Below are 18,841 nucleotides of genomic sequence, written 5' to 3' on the forward strand. Positions count from 1 at the left end.
ATTGGCTAACAAATAACCGGTAATGATTTACGGTAACATTACCGGTTATTTTAAAAGTAATAGTCGTTTTGATATATGAAGTAACTAGTTTAAATTTGGTTCACTTTCGCTGTGGGACAAGGTAGTTGCTTAAATTATTTTGTGGGATGGAAATAAGGTTTGTAGTTTGAACTTTAAAAATAGGGGGACTTGTGAAATGAGTATTAAGAAAAAACTTGGTATGGGTGTTGTAACTGCAGCACTTGGCTTATCTTTAATTAGCGGGGGAACATATGCGTATTTTAGTGATAAGGAAGTGTCACAAAACACTTTTGCAGCGGGTACTTTAGATTTGAGTGTGAATCCTGAAGTTGTTATTAATGTCGATAATATTAAACCAGGTGATGAAATGGAGCGTGGTTTTCAATTAGTAAACAAAGGAACTTTAGCAATAGGAGATGTGAAACTCCTGACAGATTACAGTGTAATCGATGCTAAAGGAGATAATGGAAATGCTGATTTTGGTGATCATATCCGTGTTGATTTCTTGTGGAATTTGGATAAAAATGAGGTTCCAATTTGGTCTACTACATTATCTGAATTAAAGGTATCTACGCAAAATGGAAGTATTCCTGATCTTGTACAAAAAGGTGTTGTAGACCGAGAAGGAAATGGACTTGCTCCTGGTGATGATGATACTTTCTATGTAATGTTCACATTTGTAGATAATAATGCAGAGCAAAATGTATTTCAAGGAGATTCATTAAAATTAAATTGGACTTTCAATTCAATGCAGACAAAAGGTGAAGAGAAATAAAAATAAATGTTATATACGAGAATCAATTGATGAAGAATTGATAAATAAAACTTTTAATAATGTAAAGGTTGATTTAGTGAATCAACCTTTTTTGTTTTTAGATTATTCATAGCAGTACTTCTCACATTTGTGTCGAATTAAGAAGATATATAGGAGGGATACATATGGAAATAGCTGTAGAACGTGTTTTTACAAAAGAGATTTTAAAAACAGCAGCGAATTTGTTTCATGTAACAGTGGAAGAAAAGCCACTTGGAGATTTTGAGAATTATATTTTTAAGGCGAAGGGTGATAATGATGAAGATTACGTATTACGTTTAACACATTCTTCTCATCGCTCTAAACAAGAGGTAGAGGCTGAACTAGATTTTTTACGATATGTTGCGGAGAATGGGGCAAAGGTAGCAGGACCTCTTTATTCAACGTCTCAAAATCTTGTAGAAGAAATCGCAGCAGAGGATGGGACTTTCTTTTTCGCTTCCTTATTTACATATGCAAAAGGTGAGCAAGTAAAAGGAGAAGAATCGCCTTATTGGGGAAATGCTTATTTTGAAGCGTGGGGAAAAGCGATTGGACAACTGCATCGCCTTACAATGGATTATCCTAAAACAGACTACCGTGATACGTGGGAAGAAGACGAAAGTGGAATTGTTAATGAATTAGAAGATGAGAAAGTGAAAGAGGTTGCTGCTGTATTAATGGGGGAAATAAAGACTCTTCCAATTGGAAGAGAAACATTCGGCCTTATGCATGGCGATATTCATCCAGGTAATTTCCATTATGATGGGAAAGAGCTTACAATCTTTGATTTTGATGATGCGGCCTATAATTACTTCATTCATGATTTGGCAATGGTTCTTTATTACTCGGTCCTTTTTACACCGTGGACAGTGGAGGAGAAGACGACATTCGCTCGTAAACAGTTACAAGTGTTAAGAAAAGGATACGAATATGAGCACAGGCTGGCGGATAGTTGGTATGAATCGTTACCACTATTTTTACGCTTACGTGATATAGGTTTATATGGAACGCTTCAAAAGAAGTTTAAAGGGAAAGATATGCCTGATAATTTCTTGAAATTATCGGAAGAGCTATACGGAAGAATTATCAAAAAAGAAGCAATTGTGAATATATAATACATTTAGTTCAAAACAAAGTATATAAAACAAATATGTACTTTGTTTTTTTATACAAAAATATGTTTACTTTATTAAAATAATATTGTCCTAGATTCGGTATACACTTATAATTTTATATATATATTCTGAATATTCTTTATAAAAAAGAGGAGGGGGAATGTTGGAAGCTATCGTAAGTTGGATCAATAATATTGTTTGGAGTCCAGCACTTGTTTATTTATGTTTAGGAGCAGGTTTATATTTTTCCATTCGAACGAGGTTTTTACAAGTAAGGCATGTAGGAGAAATGGTGAAGCTTACATTTCAAGGAGAAAAATCGGATGCTGGTGTTTCTTCGTTCCAGGCGTTAGCACTTTCTTTATCAGGGCGCGTTGGAACAGGAAATATTGCGGGTGTTGCAACGGCTGTTGCATTTGGTGGTCCAGGAGCTGTCTTTTGGATGTGGGTGGTAGCTTTTCTAGGAGCAGGTTCTGCTTATGTAGAATCGACACTTGCACAAATATATAAGACGAAGCATCAAGGCCAATTCCGTGGTGGTCCAGCTTATTACATTGAAAAAGGGTTAGGGGTTAAATGGTATGCATTAGTATTCGTTGCAGCAACAATTCTTGCAACGGGGATGCTGTTACCGGGTGTTCAGGCAAATAGTATTGCTGTAAGTTTGGAAACAGCTTTCGGTATTAATACTTCTGTATCTGGAGCGGTATTAGTAGCGGCATTAGCGCTTATTATTTTTGGTGGAGTTAAGCGAATTGTTAACGTAGCGCAAGTTGTAGTGCCATTTATGGCGCTTGGTTATATTTTAGTAGCTTGCGTCATTGTTGCTATGAATATTGAAAAATTACCAGATGCTTTCATGTTAATTTTAAAAAGTGCATTTGCATTAGAAGCAGCTTTTGGTGGAATTATTGGTTTAGCAATCTCTTGGGGAGTAAAACGTGGTATTTATTCCAATGAAGCAGGGCAAGGAACTGGGGCCCATGCGGCGGCAGCTGCTGAAGTATCACATCCAGCTAAACAAGGGTTAGTACAAGCATTTTCCGTTTACATTGATACATTATTCGTCTGTTCAGCAACAGCATTTATGATGATTATTACAGGCATGTATAACGTATTTGATGCAAGCGGAAAAAACTTTATCGTCAATAAATTAAATGGTGCACAGCCGGGTCCTGGTTATACACAGGCAGCGGTAGAATCTGTTTTCCCTGGATTTGGAAATGGTTTCGTTGCAATCTCTTTACTATTCTTCGCGTTTACAACAATTATGGCGTATTACTACATTGCAGAAACGAATATTGCATACTTAAATCGTGATAAAGACCGTCCTTGGATGTCCATCGTACTAAAATTTGTATTCTTAGGAGTCGTATTCTATGGTTGTGTAAAAACAGCTGCAACAGCATGGGCTTTAGGTGACATTGGTGTAGGGATTATGGCATGGGTTAACATTATCGCGATTTTACTACTACAAAAACCAGCATTGATCGCATTAAAAGACTATGAAAAGCAGAAAAAAGAAGGTAAAGATCCAGTATTTGATCCGCAGGAATTAGGAATTAAAAATGCTGATTTCTGGGAGCATGAATACGGGAAAGATAAGAAAGAAGAAGTATCTTAACAGAATAGAAATGAAGAAGCAAAGGGGAAACTCTTTGCTTTTTTTTTATGGACAAATTGAAGCTAAAAGTTATTTTTGGGACTGTTTTTGAATATAAAAAGAATGTACATGCTTTGTTAGGGGAAGGGGTGAGTATGTTGATAGAGTTTCGTAACGTAAATAAATATTATGGCAACTTTCAAGTTTTGAAAAATATTAATGTGCAAGTGAAAAAAGGCGAAGTGGTAGTAGTAGTTGGTCCTTCAGGATCAGGAAAAAGCACGTTGCTTCGGTGTATAAATCAGCTAGAGACAATTACCGACGGAGAATTAATCGTACAAAATACGGAGGTACACAATGCAAAAACAGATATGAATGAATTACGCCGAAATATCGGGATGGTTTTTCAGCATTTTTATTTATACCCGCATAAAACGGTTCTTCAAAATATTACACTAGCACCTATTAAAGTAAATAAAGTTTCCAAAGAAGAAGCAGAAAAAACAGCAATGTTTTATTTAGAGAAAGTAGGAATCCCGGAGAAGGCTAATGTATATCCGCATCAACTATCCGGAGGACAACAGCAAAGGGTAGCAATTGCTAGAGGACTTGCGATGCAGCCGGAAATTATGCTATTCGATGAGCCTACGTCTGCTCTTGATCCAGAGATGATTGGAGAGGTACTTGATGTTATGAAAGCACTGGCTAAAGAAGGGATGACAATGGTCGTTGTCACGCATGAAATGGGATTTGCTAGAGAGGTAGCAGATAGGATCTTATTTATGGATGATGGCCAAATTATTGAAGATACAACACCGGCGAACTTTTTTGCAAACCCTGAACAAGAAAGAGCCCGTTTATTTTTAAGTCGGGTGCTAAATCATTAGAGGAGGAATTTCATGCTTAAAATGAAAAAGTTATTTACTTTAATCGTATTTTCATGTTTATTCGTGCTTGTTGTTGCTGGATGCGGAAGTAAGAAAGATGAGGCAAAGGAAACAAATACGAAGCAAGGCGGGGCTGTTGAGCAAATTAAGAAACGAGGGAAATTAGTAGTTGGGGTGAAGAATGATACGAATTTATTTGGATTAAAAAATCCTTCAACAGGGCAGGTAGAGGGTTTCGATGTTGATGTCGCGAAGGCACTGGCGAAAAAGATTCTTGGAGATGAAAAGAAGCTAGAGCTGAAAGAAGTAACGTCTAAAACACGTATTCCAATGCTGAAAAATGGTGATATTGATGCAATTATTGCAACAATGACAATTACGGAAGAACGCAAAAAAGAAGTGGATTTTTCAGATGTATATTTTAAAGCAGGGCAATCGTTACTTGTGAAAAAAGGAAGCAATATTAAGAGTATTGATGATATAAAACAAGGTGTGAAAGTATTAGCTGTAAAAGGCTCAACATCTACAAATAACATTCGTCAAAAGTCACCAGAAGCGACTGTATTAGAATTTGAAAATTACAGTGAGGCGTTTACGGCGTTAAAAGCAGGAAAAGGTGATGTTTTAACGACAGATAATGCAATTCTTTACGGCATGGCAAAACAAGATTCAAATTATGAAGTTGTAGGGAAAATTTTCACAGATGAACCGTACGGAATTGCAGTGCAAAAAGGTGCAGATGATTTAACGAAAGAGATTAATAGCTTGCTAAAAGATATGAAAGCGAATGGAGAATACGATAAATTGTATGAGAAATGGATTGGTCAAAAACAAGAAAAATAAAGTGACACTTAATTGGAATAAATAATAAGAGTGAGAGGATGAGGGATGCTCATCCTCTTCTTGTAAAGAAAGAGGGGAGAATATGTGCCTGATTTTTCTATACTAACGAATAACATTGATATGTATTTAGAAGGCTTTAAGTATACAGTTATGTCTAGTGTAATTGCATTAATAGGAAGCTTTATTTTAGGAGTAATTTTGGCGGTAATGCGTATTGCACCGATTCGTATTTTAAATTGGGTAGGATCAGCTTTTGTAGAGTTTGTAAGAAATATTCCACTCGTATTAATTGCATTTATATTTTATTTCGCTTTACCTGTAATAGGAATTACTTTAAATGGTTTTGTAGCAGGAACAGTTACGCTTACGGTATATACGGCAGCTTTTATTGCGGAAGTCATTCGCGCTGGTATTCTATCAGTCGCGAAAGGTCAGATGGAAGCAGCAAGGTCTTCAGGGTTAACGTATGTACAGGCGATGTATTATGTTGTCTTACCTCAAGCGATGAAAATCGTAATTCCTCCTCTAGGAAATCAATTTCTCAATTTAGTAAAAAACTCTTCCATACTCGGAATTATCGCTGGTACTGATTTAATGTATCAAGGAGATTTAATTTCAACGAAGACGTTTGTTACGTTTGATGTTTATATATTTGTCGGGATGTTTTATTTAATATTAACAATTCCGCTCAGTATGCTAGTGCGTTATTTAGAAAAACGCTTGGCAAAGGAGGCGGTGTAAATGGATTTTAAGGGAGCAATTACAGGGGATCATATTCTATTTTTATTAAAAGGATTACTTATAACGTTAGAGGTAGCGCTCGTAGCAATTGTACTTAGCTTTATTATCGGTAGTGTAATAGGAATATTGCGCTACACGAAAATACCTGTCGTCTCACAAATATTAGGAATTATCGTTGAAGTGATTCGAAACTTACCACTACTGTTAATTATATTTTTCACGTATTTTGCACTTCCAGAAGCAGGCTTGAAATTAGAAATTATAACAGCTACAATTGTTGCTTTAACAATATTTGAAGCTGCAATGATATCTGAAATTGTTCGAAGTGGTCTATTATCTATCGAAAAAGGGCAAATCGAAGCAGCGAGGTCTTCCGGATTAACGTATGTTCAAGCGCTGTGGCATATTATTTTGCCACAAGCATTAAGAAGAATGGTCCCGCCACTTGTCAGTCAGTTTATTTCATTGCTGAAAGATACAGCGCTAGCAGTCGTTATATCACTACCAGAGCTTATTCATAATGCTCAAATTATTAGCGGGCAAAATGTAAATTATATGATTCCGACGTTTATAGTAGTTGCTTGTATGTATTTTATCGTAAATTATAGTTTATCAATTTTATCGAGAAGGTTAGAACTTCGTTGACTCTTACAATATATGTAAGAGTTTTTTCCTTGTTTATCCTTATTTTCCTCTAAATAGAATCTAAATCTTGCAATAATTAGATTTTTTATATTATTTTATCAGAAAAGTTTTAATTTTATATAGAAAATGTAATCGCTTTCGTGTATATTTTTATTATCAGAAAATTTTAACAAGACATAGGGGTATGGTAGGGGGAGGATTTAGATGCAGCAACCAACGAATGAGAAATTACATCGTACGATGAAGAGTAGACATTTATTTATGATCGCACTAGGTGGTGTAATCGGAACTGGTTTTTTCTTAGGTTCAGGTTACACTATTAATCAGGCTGGACCAGGGGGAGCCATCCTTTCATATTTAGTAGGCGGATTTATTATGTATTTAACAATGCTTTGTCTTGGAGAGTTAACGGTAGCAATGCCGGTTTCGGGATCTTTCCAAAAGTATGCAACGAAGTTTATTGGACCAGGAACGGGCTTTATGATTGGCTGGTTATACTGGCTTGGCTGGGCAGTAACAGTAGGACTAGAATTAACGTCAATCGGTTTAATGATGAAAAGATGGTTTCCAAATGTTGATGTTTGGGTATGGTGCCTTGTATTCGGCGTTATTTTATATGCTTCAAACGCAATTTCGGCAAAAAGTTATGCCGAATTAGAATTTTGGTTTTCTAGTATTAAAGTAATTACAATCCTTGCATTTGTTGTTCTTGGTGGTAGTGCATTATTAGGATTTATATCGTATGACGGAAAAGAAGCAGCACCTCTTTTCTCTAACTTTGTAAGCGATGGTGGACTTTTCCCAAATGGACTAGCTGCCGTATTACTTACAATGATTACAGTTAACTTCTCGTTCCAAGGAACAGAGTTAATCGGAATTGCAGCGGGAGAAAGTGAAAATCCAGAAAAAACAATTCCACGTGCGATCCGTAATACAGTATGGCGTATTATGTTATTCTTCATTTTAACAATGACAATTTTAGTAGGATTAATTTCTTGGAAGGAAGCAGGCGTAATTGAAAGTCCATTCGTAGTTGTATTTGATAAAATCGGTATTCCATATGCAGCTGATATTATGAACTTCGTTATTATTACTGCGTTATTATCTGTAGCGAACTCTGGATTATATGCAGCGACACGTATATTATGGTCACTTGCAAATGAAGGAATGGCACCAACTTCTTTCAAGAAAGTAAATAAACGTGGTATTCCAATTACAGCGCTAGTCGTAACGATTGCGGTAGCTGGATTATCCCTATTCACAAGTTTCCTTGCAGAAGATACAGTATACATGTACTTATTATCGATAGCTGGTTTATCGGCTGTTTCAAGTTGGATCATTATTGCTCTATCGCAACTTCGCTTTAGAAGTCAGTATATAAAAGGCGGAGGAAAGTTAGAGGACTTAAAGTATAGAACACCACTATATCCGATTGTTCCAATTTTAGCTTTAATTACAAATAGCATCGTTGTTATTAGTTTAGCGTTTATTCCTGAACAAAGAATGGCGTTATACTGCGGTATTCCATTTATCATTTTCTGCTATATATATTATTATTATATGAGTAAGAAACAGCAGAAACCGATGAAAGTGGAGATGGACAAAACAAATGAAACTAACAATCAAACACGATGATATAAAGGCAGATTTATCGTACGCTCAATTAGCGATTGGAAAAGAAAACGGGTATTCACCGTTACAATTACTCGTTTCTTCTATCGCAGGATGTAGTGCAATTGTCTTTCGAACAATTTTAGAAAAGAAACGTATTACATACGATACGTTTACGATCGAAACTGAAATTGGTAGAAGTGAAGCTTTATCCAAACCAGTTGAAAGTGTTCATTTGCACTATAAAATTAAAGCGGAAAACATTACAGAAGAGCAGTTGGACAAAGCATTGCAGCTTGCAGTGAAAAATTGCACGATTGTTCAATCTGTAAAAGATAGTATAAAGGTTACGGAAACGATTGAATTGATAAAGTAAAACATAAAAACGTGAGAGCCGTATTCTCACGTTTTTATGTTTTTAGAAAGAGTGGAAAGTGTAGTGGACTGTTTAGGTTGTAAATTAGCAAACGAAGAGGAAAAAATATATAAAGTATATGAAGATGATTATGTAACTTGCTTTTTAGATCATGCGCCTTTCTACCCAAGACATACTTTAATTGTGCCAAAGCAGCATGTTGTAGAAGTAGACGAATTAGATGACGTTGTAGCAAGATCAATTATGGATGCTTCTAAGCTGATTGCAAAAGCGATTAAGGCATTATATAAACCAGATGGAATTACAGTTTGTCAAAATGGTGGAGTATTTAACGAGTTAACACATTACCATATGCATGTCGTACCAAGATATAAAGAGCGTTCGTTTGCTGAGTTTTATACGGTGCAACCGGAGGAAAAGAAGAATCATAACTTTGAAGAGACAAAGAATTTGTTAAAAGAAGCGATAGAGCAAATACTGCATATTGAAAAGGTGTAAAAGAATTTTTCTTAGAGATACAGTCAGGAAAATTCTAATATTAAAAAGCCCAATTTCTTAGTTACAATAGAGAAATTGGGCTTTTGCTTATTCTATTATTAAATTTTATCTATAAAAAGATTTTGTAGTGTCACAAAGTTACAGTGCTCATTCGTTATATAGAGTGAGAGGAGGAATTATATGAAAGTTACAAACAACGATTATGAAAAGATGGAAGAGCTATATGAGTTGTATGAACAAAAAATTTATTATGTAGCTTATTCTATTTTAAATAATATTCAACAGGCTGAAGATGCGGTTCAAGAGACGTTTATTACTCTTTATAAGAACTTGGAAAAGCTCCATAGCTTGGCTACTCAAGAGCTTAAACGCTATATTTTGAGGGTCGCGAAAAACAAGGCGATTGATAGTTACCGGAAAAATAAACGACATGAAACATTTTTAGAAGAATATGAAAGAGAATCAATAGAAGCAGTAGATGAAAATATTGAAGAGTGGGGAAAACGTAAAATGTCTGAGGTTCAAATTGATACATTGCTAAAAGAGTTAAATGAATCTAACAGACAGGTGTTTAAGTACAAAGTCTTCTATAACTTAACGTATCAAGAAATTTCAAGTGTAATGGGGATTACGGAGGCTAATGTCCGCAAGCAGTTTGAACGCGCTCGAAAACGAGTCCAAAATATGATAGGAGGTATACAACATGACGAATTCAAAGAACTCCAAAGAAATATATGAACTTGCTGAAAAAATTGCTTTAGATGATTTTGATAAATCCGAAGAACAACATGAATTTTCACATACATATACGCGCAAAAAGAAACTGTTTATGGAGGAAATGAAGCTGAAGGGCGAGCGACCACAGAAAAAGAGTAAAAGACATCGTATGTTAATCGCTGCTGCTTGCTTATTGATTGGTATGCCGACAACCGTTTTTGGTGCAGTGAAAGTCTATAATATGATTGTCCAAAAACAAAATTATGAAGTAAATGTGTCGGTAACAAATAAGGACACGAAAAAGGCTGATAAGTGGTATAAGCTGAAAATCGATAAATTACCAGAAAATATGGAAGCAATTGATGACAGTGCTATGAAATATTCATTTAAAGATAACTACGCACTAGGTGGATTTTCATTTGCTCTTTGGAGAGTAGGGGGGAATTCAGATTTTCCAACTCTGTACTCGAAAAGTTATGAAGAACAAGAGATAAATGGTAAGAAGGCAGTAATTGTCCATAGAGAAACTGGTAATAAAGATTTAATGTTTAATAGAGTGATTTTTCTCTATTTTAAGGAAGAGGGAATTATGTTACAAAGTTATATTGGAAACGATATAAACGAAGAACAAATGATAGATGTGTTAGGGAGCATTTCACTTGAGCCCACGTCAAAAGAAAAGTCATCACATATAAGTGATTATGATAAAAAGTATTTTAGCCAAGAAGGTAAAACAACTAAGGTGATTCCTTTGAAAAAAGATAGCAAACGACTATTTCATATAGGACAAAAGGTTCCAGTAACGATATCTATGGATCAGAGCCAAATTGAATATGTGATAGAAAAAGTTGAAGTTTTTGATTCGATCAAAGATTTTAAGCAAGAAAACTTTAATGAAATGGGATTAGGAAGACTAAGCGAGAATCAAGCTTTGGATCAAGGGGGACAATTGATACCATATAGACGGGATGAATATAAAGTTGGAAATGGTAAAGATTCAATTGATAAACTAGTAGAGTCAAAATTAATTCATCCTAAATTTGTCTACCTGACAACAACAGTGAAAAATATAGGTAAACAGGAGACAGAAGAAATTTATATGCATCCATCCATACAAGTGCTTAAAGGTAAAGGAAATGTATGGAATTATGCTGGGAAAGATGGAATTGCAGAAAGAAATATTATGACGGGTGAAGTGGATTATTTAGAACCTCACGGAGATGGAAAAAGCTTTTACAATATTGGCAGTATCACACCAGGACAAACTGTAAAGGTTAATCTAGGTTATTTTGTAGATGAGGATAAACTAGATTCAATCTTTTTGGATGCTTTCAATTACAGAGGGACTGGCGACACTGAAAATATGAATGCGAAACATCGTTGGTGGTTTGATATTCGTCAACAGTCAAAACAATAGGAACAAATACACAAAAAGCTGCTTATATTTAGCAGCTTTTTTCGTCTTCATACATACTTAAAATTTCTTTCGCACGTATACGTAAACCATCTATCAATTCTTTCGGTTCTAAAACTTTTGCATCTTTTCCAAGTCTATAAAATAAAGGAGTAATAAAGTTAATCTCACCTTTATCAATTGTTGAATGTATATATCCTGTCCCATCCGCGTTTACTATAACGAATTCCTCAAGATAAGGAACGCTTTTACATTGGCGTACGCCTTCTGTTGTCAGTAAAACATGTAACTGAGTAGGATTGTGTACTACGTTAGAGTTAGAGGCAAACCACTCTTCTAAATTCATGAATGTATCTGTATTTTCTTCCATCGATAATATTGAGAGAATACGATCAACGCGATACAGTAATACTTTTTTTCTACCGAAGTCATAGGACGGTAAGTACCATAACCCGTCGTGAGCATATACACCAATCGGATGAACATGTTTTGTTTTTATCCCTGATTTAGATTCGTATTGAAAGTGTAAATTTTTATTTTCAATAGCCGCTGTTAACACTTCGTTTAAAAGTGGGGTCTCAATTGTTCTCTTCGGATTCCAAAAGGCGATATAAGAACGTATTTTATCAACTTTCACTTTCGCCTCATGTTGTATAGAGCTATATAGTTTATGAGTGACAGAATTGATTTCTGTATTAAAAGGCAAGTCTCTGTAGTAGCTTAAAGATTGAAAGGCAAAAAAGATGGAGACTGCTTCTTCTTCCGTAAATAAGATAGGTGGAATGACCCTAGTTGTTAATACTTTATATCCTCCATTACGACCTTGTTCAGCATAAATGGGTAATCCCATATCACTTAAATCTAAAATGTATCTATGAACCGTACGAACGGAAATATTAAATTCATCAGCTATTTCTTGAGCTGTAAATGTTTTTTTCGCAGAAGCAAATATAAGAATATCTAATAAGCGTTTAGCTTTTGACAAATGTATCACCTTTTCTTTTTAACGTGACATAAATTGTCATGTTTTATTGTTAGTATATTGTTTACATCATATGTTATCAAGATGAGATACAAGGAGGAAAAGATATGTCACGTGAAATAGTTTTATTTATAGCGGCGAGTTTAGATGGATATATTGCGAAAGAAAATGATGATTTAGAGTGGTTAATGGAAACGGAAGGAGAGGGAGATAACGGTTATACAGAAATGTACGAAACAATTGATACAATAATTATGGGAAAGAAAACGTACGATTATGTAGTAGAGCATACGGAAACATTCCCGTACTTAGATAAAGCATGTTATGTTTTTTCTCGTTCAGAAAAAGGTTCAGACGGAAACGTGGAATTTGTAAATGAAGATGTAGTGGAGTTTACAAAAAGGTTAAAAGCACAAGAAGGGTCTAAAATATGGATGGTTGGTGGAGGAGAGCTACTGAGAGAATTCTTTAAAAATAATCTAATTGATGAATATATTGTTACGATTACACCGCATATATTAGGCTCAGGTGTCCCATTATTTAAAGAAAAGAATCCAGAAATTAATTTAACTTTAACGGATACGAAACGTTTTGGGCAATTTGTAAATTTATATTATAAAGTAAGATGATAAAGAAACACGACTACTAATGATAGTCGTGTTTCTTTATAGATGGTAATGAAATTATAAAGCAAGACCCGTGATTGACTTCACTCGTTACTGTAATATTCCCGCCGTGTAGCTCTACAATTTCCTTCACGATAGATAGTCCTAAACCAGTTCCACCTGTAGCTCGTGATCTAGCTTTATCAACACGATAAAAGCGGTCGAAAATGTGAGGGAGGTCTTCAGGAGGAATACCTTCGCCTTCATCTTCAATTGTAATGGAGATACGTTTATGTTCTTCTGTAATAGAAATGTTTATATGAGAATGTTCTTTTGAATGTCTATAAGCGTTATTTAAAATGTTTACTATAACTTGTTCAAATCGCTGTTCATCTAAGTTTACTAGCAATGTAGGAGAACAAGAGAAAGAAACTTTAATGTATCTTTCTTTATACATGGCGTTTACTTTTTCAGCTATGCGAGTAAGGAAGGTGTGTAAATGCACTTCCTTTACTTGAATAGAAAAGTTATGTTGTTCCATTTGTGCAAGTGAAAATAAATCTTGAACTAAGTTTGTAATGTAATCAGACTCATCTTTTATAATTGATAAATATCGCAAACGTTGTTCAGGAGAGGTGCTTTCTTTTAAAGCAATGTCAGCATAACCTCTTACGTATGTTAACGGTGTTCGTAATTCGTGAGCAACACTTGCTAGAAATTCACTTCGCTCTGTTTTCATATAATGTAAATCATTTGCGAGCGTTTGAATAGATGATGCTAGTTCGCCAATTTCATCATTTCGAGTAGTCGTTAACGAAACGGACAAATCGCCTTTACTCATTTTTTCAGTGGCATGTTTCATGTGTAACAATGGTTTTGTTAATAAACGTGATAATAGGAAAATTGTGATGACTGTGAGTAGAAACGTGATAGCACCAGCAATAATGAATTGTTTCGTTAATCCATTAACCAACTTTTCAATTGATTCTGTTCCAAGAAACATGTACACATAGCCTTTATGTTTTCCATCTACTACAATGGGGCTAACTGTACATATATAATTAGATGTTTTCCAATGATTCTCTATAATTGCTCCGTCATGATCTGTCCGTGTTTGCATCTTTTCAATATGCTTTTTTATAGTAGTATTTATTTCATTGGATTTAGCTAGTACCTCCTTATTTGCATTTGTAATAACAACAGTAGTTTCGGCTTCGGATTCCATTAGTGCAACATGGGAGATTGTTTGCTTATCAAAATACTTTTCAAGGACATCTCTGTGACTATTTCCGCGCTTTAATAAAGCTGTCATTTCTTCATTTACTCTATTGTTGACAAGGCTATAATAAAGCGAGACAAATAGAACACTTTCGATTAAAAGTGTAACAATCAAAAAATAAAATCCGAGCTGAATAGAAATTCGCTTCATTGCTTTGCTCCTTAATCTAGAGTATCAACCCATCGATATCCGACTCCGTAAACAGTTTTTAAATGATGATCAATAGGGAAATGTGCTTTTCGCAATTTATCACGTAAATTGCGAATATGTGAATCGACTGTGCGATCTTCTGTATTTGTGTTTAACCCCCAAATTCGTTCGATGAGCTGATCACGGTTTAATACGTAGTTCACATGGCGTAAAAATAATCCGAGTAAAGAAAATTCAATTGGTGTGAGAAGGAGCTCTTCATTATGGACAGAAACGAAGTGTTTTGTTTCATCCCATACAATACCGTGATATTGGATTTGTTTATGTTCATTTGTACGTCTTAAAACGGCTTCAATTCTTGCGAAAAGTTCTTCTTCATGGAAAGGTTTCGTTACGTAATCATCGGCTCCGAGTTTTAATCCTTGAACGACATCTACTGTTTGATCACGAGCTGTAACCATAATGATAGGAATGTTACTAAAAGATCGGATTTTTTTGCACGTTTCCCATCCGTCCATCTTTGGCATCATAATATCGAGTAAAACAAATTTAAAGTTTTGATTTTCTATATGTAAAATAGCTTCTTCTCCTGAATTCGCACATACGCAGTTATATCCAATTGGAGTAAGATAAAGAGTTAATAATTCAAGCATTCTCGGTTCATCGTCTACGAGCAGTATATCAATCATAGAGAGCCCTCCATATTTATAATCGTTACTTAAAGTGTAATGCAAAATCATGAAGAAATGGTGCAGATTATGATGTGTCTGCATAATTTCTTCAGAATTGCTTGTTATTGTGGAGTTGAAATTACATTTTAGGTAATCATATTGGCTCAAAAATGATTAATACGGAGGCGGTATAGTGAAAAAAATGACCCGAATTTTTGGGATAACAATAATTACAGCAGTTGGTCTTGCTGCATGCGGACAAACGAATACAGACCATAAAAACCATGAATCTACAAAAGAGAAAAAAACAGAGCAAAAGGAAATGAAAATGAATCAGGAGGTAACGGCGCCAAAAGAAATGAACGAAGGGGCATCGAATGATTTATTAACGACAAGTTTAAAAAATGTGACGAGGTTAAATACAAATGATCCCCTGCAAATGGCAGTGTTAACTTCGCAAACGATATGGCCAGCAACCCATAAAGAGAACCAGCCAGGTGCTGTTATTTTAGTACCAGTGAGCGAGTGGCAATTAGGTATTGCGAGTGCAGACCTTATTCATCATCCGAATAACGGACCGATTTTATTTATAGAAAAAGAAAAAATACCAGAAATGACGTTAAAAGAAATAAAACGATTAAATCCAATCGGAACGAAAGATGGAACACAAATTATGGTGATGGGGGATGTAGGTACTAGCGCGCTTGAACAATTAAAAGGTTATAAAGTAAAACAAATAAAAGAAACGGACCCAGCTATATTTGCGAAAGATGTTGATAAGGAGTATGCGGATATAACAGGAAGCTACCCAAATAGTGTTATTATCGGTTCATCTGCAGAAGAAGGACGTTTATATACAACACCCGCTGTAAACTGGATTTCTCATATGCCGGAACCACTACTCTATACAGAAAAGAATAAAGTGCCAGAAACGACAATAGAGGCATTAAAAATGAGAAAAGATAAAGCTAATATATATATATTAGGGCCAGAAAAAATTGTTTCAAAAGAAGTAGAAAAGGAGTTAAGCAAATACGGGAAAGTAACGCGTATTAGTGGAGAGACTCCTACAGAAAACTCGATTGCGTTCGCTAAATTTAAAGATGAAAAAACAAAATTTGGCTGGGGATTCACAAAACCTGGTCACGGTTTATCATTTGTTTCAAGCAAAACACCAGATTTAGCAGTTGCTGGGGCACCTTTTTCACATATGGGTAAACACGCACCTGTTGTCTTGTTAGAAGAAGGGAAAGCTTCACAACCAGTGTATGACTTCCTTGCTACTATTCAGCCGAAGTTTAAAGATGATCCAACACTTGGACCATATAATCATGGCTTCTTATTAGGAAGTACGAGTGATATTTCATTTGAAACACAAGGAATACTAGATGAGAGGTTAGAAATTGTTCAGGAAAGTGGTCAAGGACACGGTGGACATTAATGAAATGAGAAAAGACGCTACTAAGGTAGCGTCTTTTTCTTTAGGAAACTTTTACATAGTAAAAAATCTTCTACTCGTTATATAATAGCTTTCGTACAGTCGGCTAGATTTTCTTATGGAGAAAATCAAATTATAAAGGAGTAGAGGAGTGGTATTTTGTTTCAAACGATAAAAAATGATTGGTTTTCTAATGTGAGAGGGGACGTGTTATCAGGAATTGTCGTTGCTTTAGCGTTAATCCCTGAAGCGATAGCTTTCTCTGTTATTGCAGGCGTGGATCCGACAGTTGGACTATATGCAGCCTTTTGTATTGCAGTTACCATTTCATTTGTTGGCGGAAGAACTGGGATGATTTCAGCTGCAACAGGTGCAATGGCATTATTAATGGTAACGCTCGTTAAAGATCATGGTTTGCAATATTTATTTGCTACAACAATATTAACAGGTATTGTCCAAATTATTTTTGGCGTGTTCAAACTGAGCTCATTTATGAAGTTTGTTCCGAAATCTGTTATGAGTGGTTTTTTAAATTCACTTGGAATTTTAGTTTTTACAGCGCAATTACCGCATTTTAAAAATGCAACTTGGCAAATGTATGCACTCGTTGTATTAGGACTTGCAATTATATATTTATTTCCACGTATTACAACGGTTGTACCTTCTACGCTTATTTCAATTATTATTGTGACGAGTATTGCACTTATGAGCGGATTACAGTTGAAAACAGTAGGGGATATGGGAAGCCTACCGAAAGAATTACCGTTCTTTAGTATTCCTGATGTGCCACTTACATTAGAAACATTAGGGATTATTTTACCTTATGCAGTTATGCTTGCAATTATTGGTTTACTAGAGTCTTTATTAACAGCTTCAGTTTTAGATGATATGACGCATACAGAAAGTAATAAGCATAAAGAGGCACGCGGACAAGGGATCGCAAACATCGTCGCTGGTTTCTTCGGAGGAATGGCAGGATGTGCAATGATCGGTCAATCTGTTATTAATATTAAATCAGGTGGACGAGGTCGCCTATCAACATTTGTAGCGGGCGGATTTTTAATCGTATTACTATTCGTTTTAGGAGATTATGTCGTTCATATTCCGATGGCAGCTTTAGTTGCGGTTATGATTATGGTTTCAATCGGAACGTTTGATTGGAACTCTGTAACAACGATTCATAAAGTACCAAAAGGAAACGCATTTGTTATGATCGTAACAGTTGTGATTGTCCTAATTACACATAACTTAGCAGTAGGTGTAATTATCGGAACAGTAATTAGTGCGGTGTTATTTGCATTCAATATGGCAAAGATTCACGTGAAACATTTATATATTGAAAATAAGAAAATATACGAAATTCACGGTCAACTTTTCTTTGCATCCACAGCCGATTTCATAAATAATTTTTCATTTAATGAAGATGTAAAAGAAATTGAAATGAATTTTACTCATGCGCACGTATGGGATGATTCAGCGGTGGCATCAATTGATAAAGTTATCATAAAGTATGAGCAAAGTGGTGTGAAAGTAAGTATAACAGGATTAAATGAACGTAGCTCAAAACTTGTTGCAAATTTAGCTACTTATAATAAAAGAATTGCTAGTTAAAAGCCTCCTTTTTAGGGGGCTTTATTATATAATACGAGTAGGATAACGAAAAGGGGATTCAGCATATGTACAAACAAATTATATTAGCATGTGACGGTTCTGAACATGCACTTCGAGCAGCGGAACATGCAACATATATTGCGAAATGTAGCGAAGAAACAAATGTTGAAGTTGTGTACGTAGTAGATAATAGAACGGCAAAATCAGATATTATACAAGGTCAAACAGATTTAGAAACAATATCGGCTAGTCGAAAAGATAAATTAAAAGAGATTGAAGTTTTATTAAAGAAAGAGAACATATCTTATACAATTACGATATTACATGGTGATCCTGGAGATACAATTGTTCAATATGTAAATACAGGAGATATAGATCTTGTTATAGCGGGAAGTAGAGGATTAAATACACTGCAAGAAATGGTACTTGGTAGTGTAAGTCATAAAATAGCAAAACGAGTGAAATGTCCGGTGATGATTATAAAATAAAATGTAACTAAAGACCTTAGTATAGCTGAGGTCTTTTTTATGTATAAATAACTCTCATTTGTGGAAATACTAGATATATAAGTTGAAAAGATGTTAACTTACAAATTTGTAAGTTAGTTGTTAGAGAAATCGATGTTATGAAATTTTTCCCATTGGTAAAATAAAAGTATCAAAGGGGAGATAGGGAGGATGGAAGCAATGAAATCATTTCAAAATTTGTCATATAGTCAAGGGGTAAGCTTAATTTGTTTAGGGGGATTTGCTGGATCTGTTACGTTAGCTGTTTTAATAAAGGTATTTCATCAAATCTTTTAATATTAGAGTAGGGAAGGAATTGGTTGTTATCATTA

The 18,841-nt window shown here is 35.0% G+C and carries 19 protein-coding genes and 1 pseudogene; 17 read left to right on the forward strand and 3 right to left on the reverse strand.

Annotation, left to right across the window (positions count from 1 at the left end; genetic code table 11):
* The first annotated feature begins 196 nt into the window (after positions 1-196).
* From QCI81_RS17575 to QCI81_RS17630, 12 genes and pseudogenes are all read left to right on the forward strand, one after another.
* Positions 197-796 (forward strand): TasA family protein, encoded by a 600-nt coding sequence (locus QCI81_RS17575; protein ID WP_000023370.1) that lies wholly within the window; start codon positions 197-199, stop codon positions 794-796.
* Between the two features lie 164 nt (positions 797-960).
* Positions 961-1,932, forward strand: coding sequence for a phosphotransferase enzyme family protein (locus tag QCI81_RS17580; protein ID WP_053565255.1), 972 nt, complete (start codon positions 961-963; stop codon positions 1,930-1,932).
* A gap of 163 nt (positions 1,933-2,095) precedes the next feature.
* Positions 2,096-3,556, forward strand: a complete 1,461-nt coding sequence (locus QCI81_RS17585) for an alanine/glycine:cation symporter family protein (RefSeq protein WP_023521044.1) — start codon at positions 2,096-2,098, stop codon at positions 3,554-3,556.
* Positions 3,501-4,422: pseudogene (locus QCI81_RS17590) on the forward strand (amino acid ABC transporter ATP-binding protein). Before QCI81_RS17585 ends, QCI81_RS17590 begins: the two are co-directional and overlap by 56 nt.
* A 12-nt stretch (positions 4,423-4,434) precedes the next feature.
* Positions 4,435-5,265, forward strand: coding sequence for a glutamine ABC transporter substrate-binding protein GlnH (gene glnH / locus QCI81_RS17595; RefSeq protein ID WP_071732228.1), 831 nt, complete (start codon positions 4,435-4,437; stop codon positions 5,263-5,265).
* An 84-nt stretch (positions 5,266-5,349) separates the two neighbouring features.
* Positions 5,350-6,006 carry an amino acid ABC transporter permease gene (locus QCI81_RS17600; RefSeq protein ID WP_001112682.1) on the forward strand — a complete coding sequence of 219 codons (657 nt, stop codon included), beginning with the start codon at positions 5,350-5,352 and terminating at the stop codon, positions 6,004-6,006.
* On the forward strand, positions 6,007-6,651 hold the full coding sequence (locus QCI81_RS17605; RefSeq protein ID WP_000345978.1) for an amino acid ABC transporter permease: 645 nt from the start codon (positions 6,007-6,009) through the stop codon (positions 6,649-6,651).
* Between the two features lie 204 nt (positions 6,652-6,855).
* Complete coding sequence (locus QCI81_RS17610; protein ID WP_001187093.1) at positions 6,856-8,286, forward strand: amino acid permease; 1,431 nt, start codon at positions 6,856-6,858, stop codon at positions 8,284-8,286.
* Positions 8,261-8,638 (forward strand): OsmC family protein, encoded by a 378-nt coding sequence (locus tag QCI81_RS17615; protein WP_000778853.1) that lies wholly within the window; start codon positions 8,261-8,263, stop codon positions 8,636-8,638. Before QCI81_RS17610 ends, QCI81_RS17615 begins: the two co-directional genes overlap by 26 nt.
* 63 nt (positions 8,639-8,701) lie before the next feature.
* Complete coding sequence (locus QCI81_RS17620; RefSeq protein WP_071732227.1) at positions 8,702-9,136, forward strand: HIT family protein; 435 nt, start codon at positions 8,702-8,704, stop codon at positions 9,134-9,136.
* Between the two features lie 180 nt (positions 9,137-9,316).
* Positions 9,317-9,874 (forward strand): RNA polymerase sigma factor, encoded by a 558-nt coding sequence (locus QCI81_RS17625; protein WP_071732226.1) that lies wholly within the window; start codon positions 9,317-9,319, stop codon positions 9,872-9,874.
* Positions 9,840-11,270 (forward strand): DUF4367 domain-containing protein, encoded by a 1,431-nt coding sequence (locus tag QCI81_RS17630; RefSeq protein ID WP_071732225.1) that lies wholly within the window; start codon positions 9,840-9,842, stop codon positions 11,268-11,270. The genes QCI81_RS17625 and QCI81_RS17630 overlap by 35 nt, the downstream gene beginning before the upstream one ends.
* A gap of 28 nt (positions 11,271-11,298) precedes the next feature.
* On the opposite strand, the gene QCI81_RS17635 is transcribed toward QCI81_RS17630, so the two are convergent.
* Positions 11,299-12,261, reverse strand: a complete 963-nt coding sequence (locus QCI81_RS17635; protein ID WP_340137273.1) for a helix-turn-helix transcriptional regulator — start codon at positions 12,259-12,261, stop codon at positions 11,299-11,301.
* 95 nt (positions 12,262-12,356) lie between these two features.
* On the opposite strand from QCI81_RS17635, the gene QCI81_RS17640 reads away from it, so the two are divergent.
* Positions 12,357-12,878, forward strand: a complete 522-nt coding sequence (locus QCI81_RS17640; RefSeq protein WP_071732223.1) for a dihydrofolate reductase family protein — start codon at positions 12,357-12,359, stop codon at positions 12,876-12,878.
* Positions 12,879-12,894: 16 nt separating this feature from the next.
* On the opposite strand, the gene QCI81_RS17645 is transcribed toward QCI81_RS17640, so the two are convergent.
* The gene (locus QCI81_RS17645) at positions 12,895-14,283 is read right to left on the reverse strand and encodes a sensor histidine kinase (protein ID WP_071732222.1); all 1,389 of its coding nucleotides are present in this window, start codon (positions 14,281-14,283) and stop codon (positions 12,895-12,897) included.
* A gap of 11 nt (positions 14,284-14,294) precedes the next feature.
* The gene (locus QCI81_RS17650; RefSeq protein ID WP_000565468.1) at positions 14,295-14,972 is read right to left on the reverse strand and encodes a response regulator transcription factor; all 678 of its coding nucleotides are present in this window, start codon (positions 14,970-14,972) and stop codon (positions 14,295-14,297) included.
* 175 nt (positions 14,973-15,147) lie between these two features.
* Between QCI81_RS17650 and QCI81_RS17655 the strand changes: the two genes are divergently transcribed.
* The 4 genes from QCI81_RS17655 (at position 15,148) to QCI81_RS17670 (ending at position 18,806) form a co-directional block, all read left to right on the forward strand.
* A complete protein-coding gene (locus QCI81_RS17655; protein ID WP_071732221.1) occupies positions 15,148-16,395 on the forward strand; it encodes an ArsR family transcriptional regulator in 1,248 nt (415 codons plus the stop codon).
* Between the two features lie 156 nt (positions 16,396-16,551).
* Positions 16,552-18,003, forward strand: coding sequence for a SulP family inorganic anion transporter (locus QCI81_RS17660; protein WP_071732220.1), 1,452 nt, complete (start codon positions 16,552-16,554; stop codon positions 18,001-18,003).
* A 65-nt stretch (positions 18,004-18,068) separates the two neighbouring features.
* Positions 18,069-18,491, forward strand: a complete 423-nt coding sequence (locus QCI81_RS17665; protein ID WP_000278001.1) for a universal stress protein — start codon at positions 18,069-18,071, stop codon at positions 18,489-18,491.
* A gap of 198 nt (positions 18,492-18,689) precedes the next feature.
* Positions 18,690-18,806 carry a DUF4027 family protein gene (locus QCI81_RS17670; protein ID WP_002094283.1) on the forward strand — a complete coding sequence of 39 codons (117 nt, stop codon included), beginning with the start codon at positions 18,690-18,692 and terminating at the stop codon, positions 18,804-18,806.
* Positions 18,807-18,841 lie beyond the last annotated feature (35 nt).

This window comes from Bacillus cereus group sp. MG20 (assembly GCF_040459885.1).
GTDB lineage: Bacteria > Bacillota > Bacilli > Bacillales > Bacillaceae_G > Bacillus_A > Bacillus_A cereus.

Bases quoted from the DNA above. Each gene is read 5' to 3' on its own strand.
- QCI81_RS17575 (WP_000023370.1), top strand. From the start codon at position 197: ATGAGTATTAAGAAAAAACTTGGTATGGGTGTTGTAACTGCAGCACTT.
- QCI81_RS17580 (WP_053565255.1), top strand. From the start codon at position 961: ATGGAAATAGCTGTAGAACGTGTTTTTACAAAAGAGATTTTAAAAACA.
- glnH (WP_071732228.1), top strand. From the start codon at position 4,435: ATGCTTAAAATGAAAAAGTTATTTACTTTAATCGTATTTTCATGTTTA.
- QCI81_RS17605 (WP_000345978.1), top strand. From the start codon at position 6,007: ATGGATTTTAAGGGAGCAATTACAGGGGATCATATTCTATTTTTATTA.
- QCI81_RS17610 (WP_001187093.1), top strand. From the start codon at position 6,856: ATGCAGCAACCAACGAATGAGAAATTACATCGTACGATGAAGAGTAGA.
- QCI81_RS17615 (WP_000778853.1), top strand. From the start codon at position 8,261: ATGAAACTAACAATCAAACACGATGATATAAAGGCAGATTTATCGTAC.
- QCI81_RS17625 (WP_071732226.1), top strand. From the start codon at position 9,317: ATGAAAGTTACAAACAACGATTATGAAAAGATGGAAGAGCTATATGAG.
- QCI81_RS17630 (WP_071732225.1), top strand. From the start codon at position 9,840: ATGACGAATTCAAAGAACTCCAAAGAAATATATGAACTTGCTGAAAAA.
- QCI81_RS17640 (WP_071732223.1), top strand. From the start codon at position 12,357: ATGTCACGTGAAATAGTTTTATTTATAGCGGCGAGTTTAGATGGATAT.
- QCI81_RS17645 (WP_071732222.1), bottom strand. From the start codon at position 14,283: ATGAAGCGAATTTCTATTCAGCTCGGATTTTATTTTTTGATTGTTACA.
- QCI81_RS17650 (WP_000565468.1), bottom strand. From the start codon at position 14,972: ATGATTGATATACTGCTCGTAGACGATGAACCGAGAATGCTTGAATTA.
- QCI81_RS17665 (WP_000278001.1), top strand. From the start codon at position 18,069: ATGTACAAACAAATTATATTAGCATGTGACGGTTCTGAACATGCACTT.
- QCI81_RS17670 (WP_002094283.1), top strand. From the start codon at position 18,690: ATGAAATCATTTCAAAATTTGTCATATAGTCAAGGGGTAAGCTTAATT.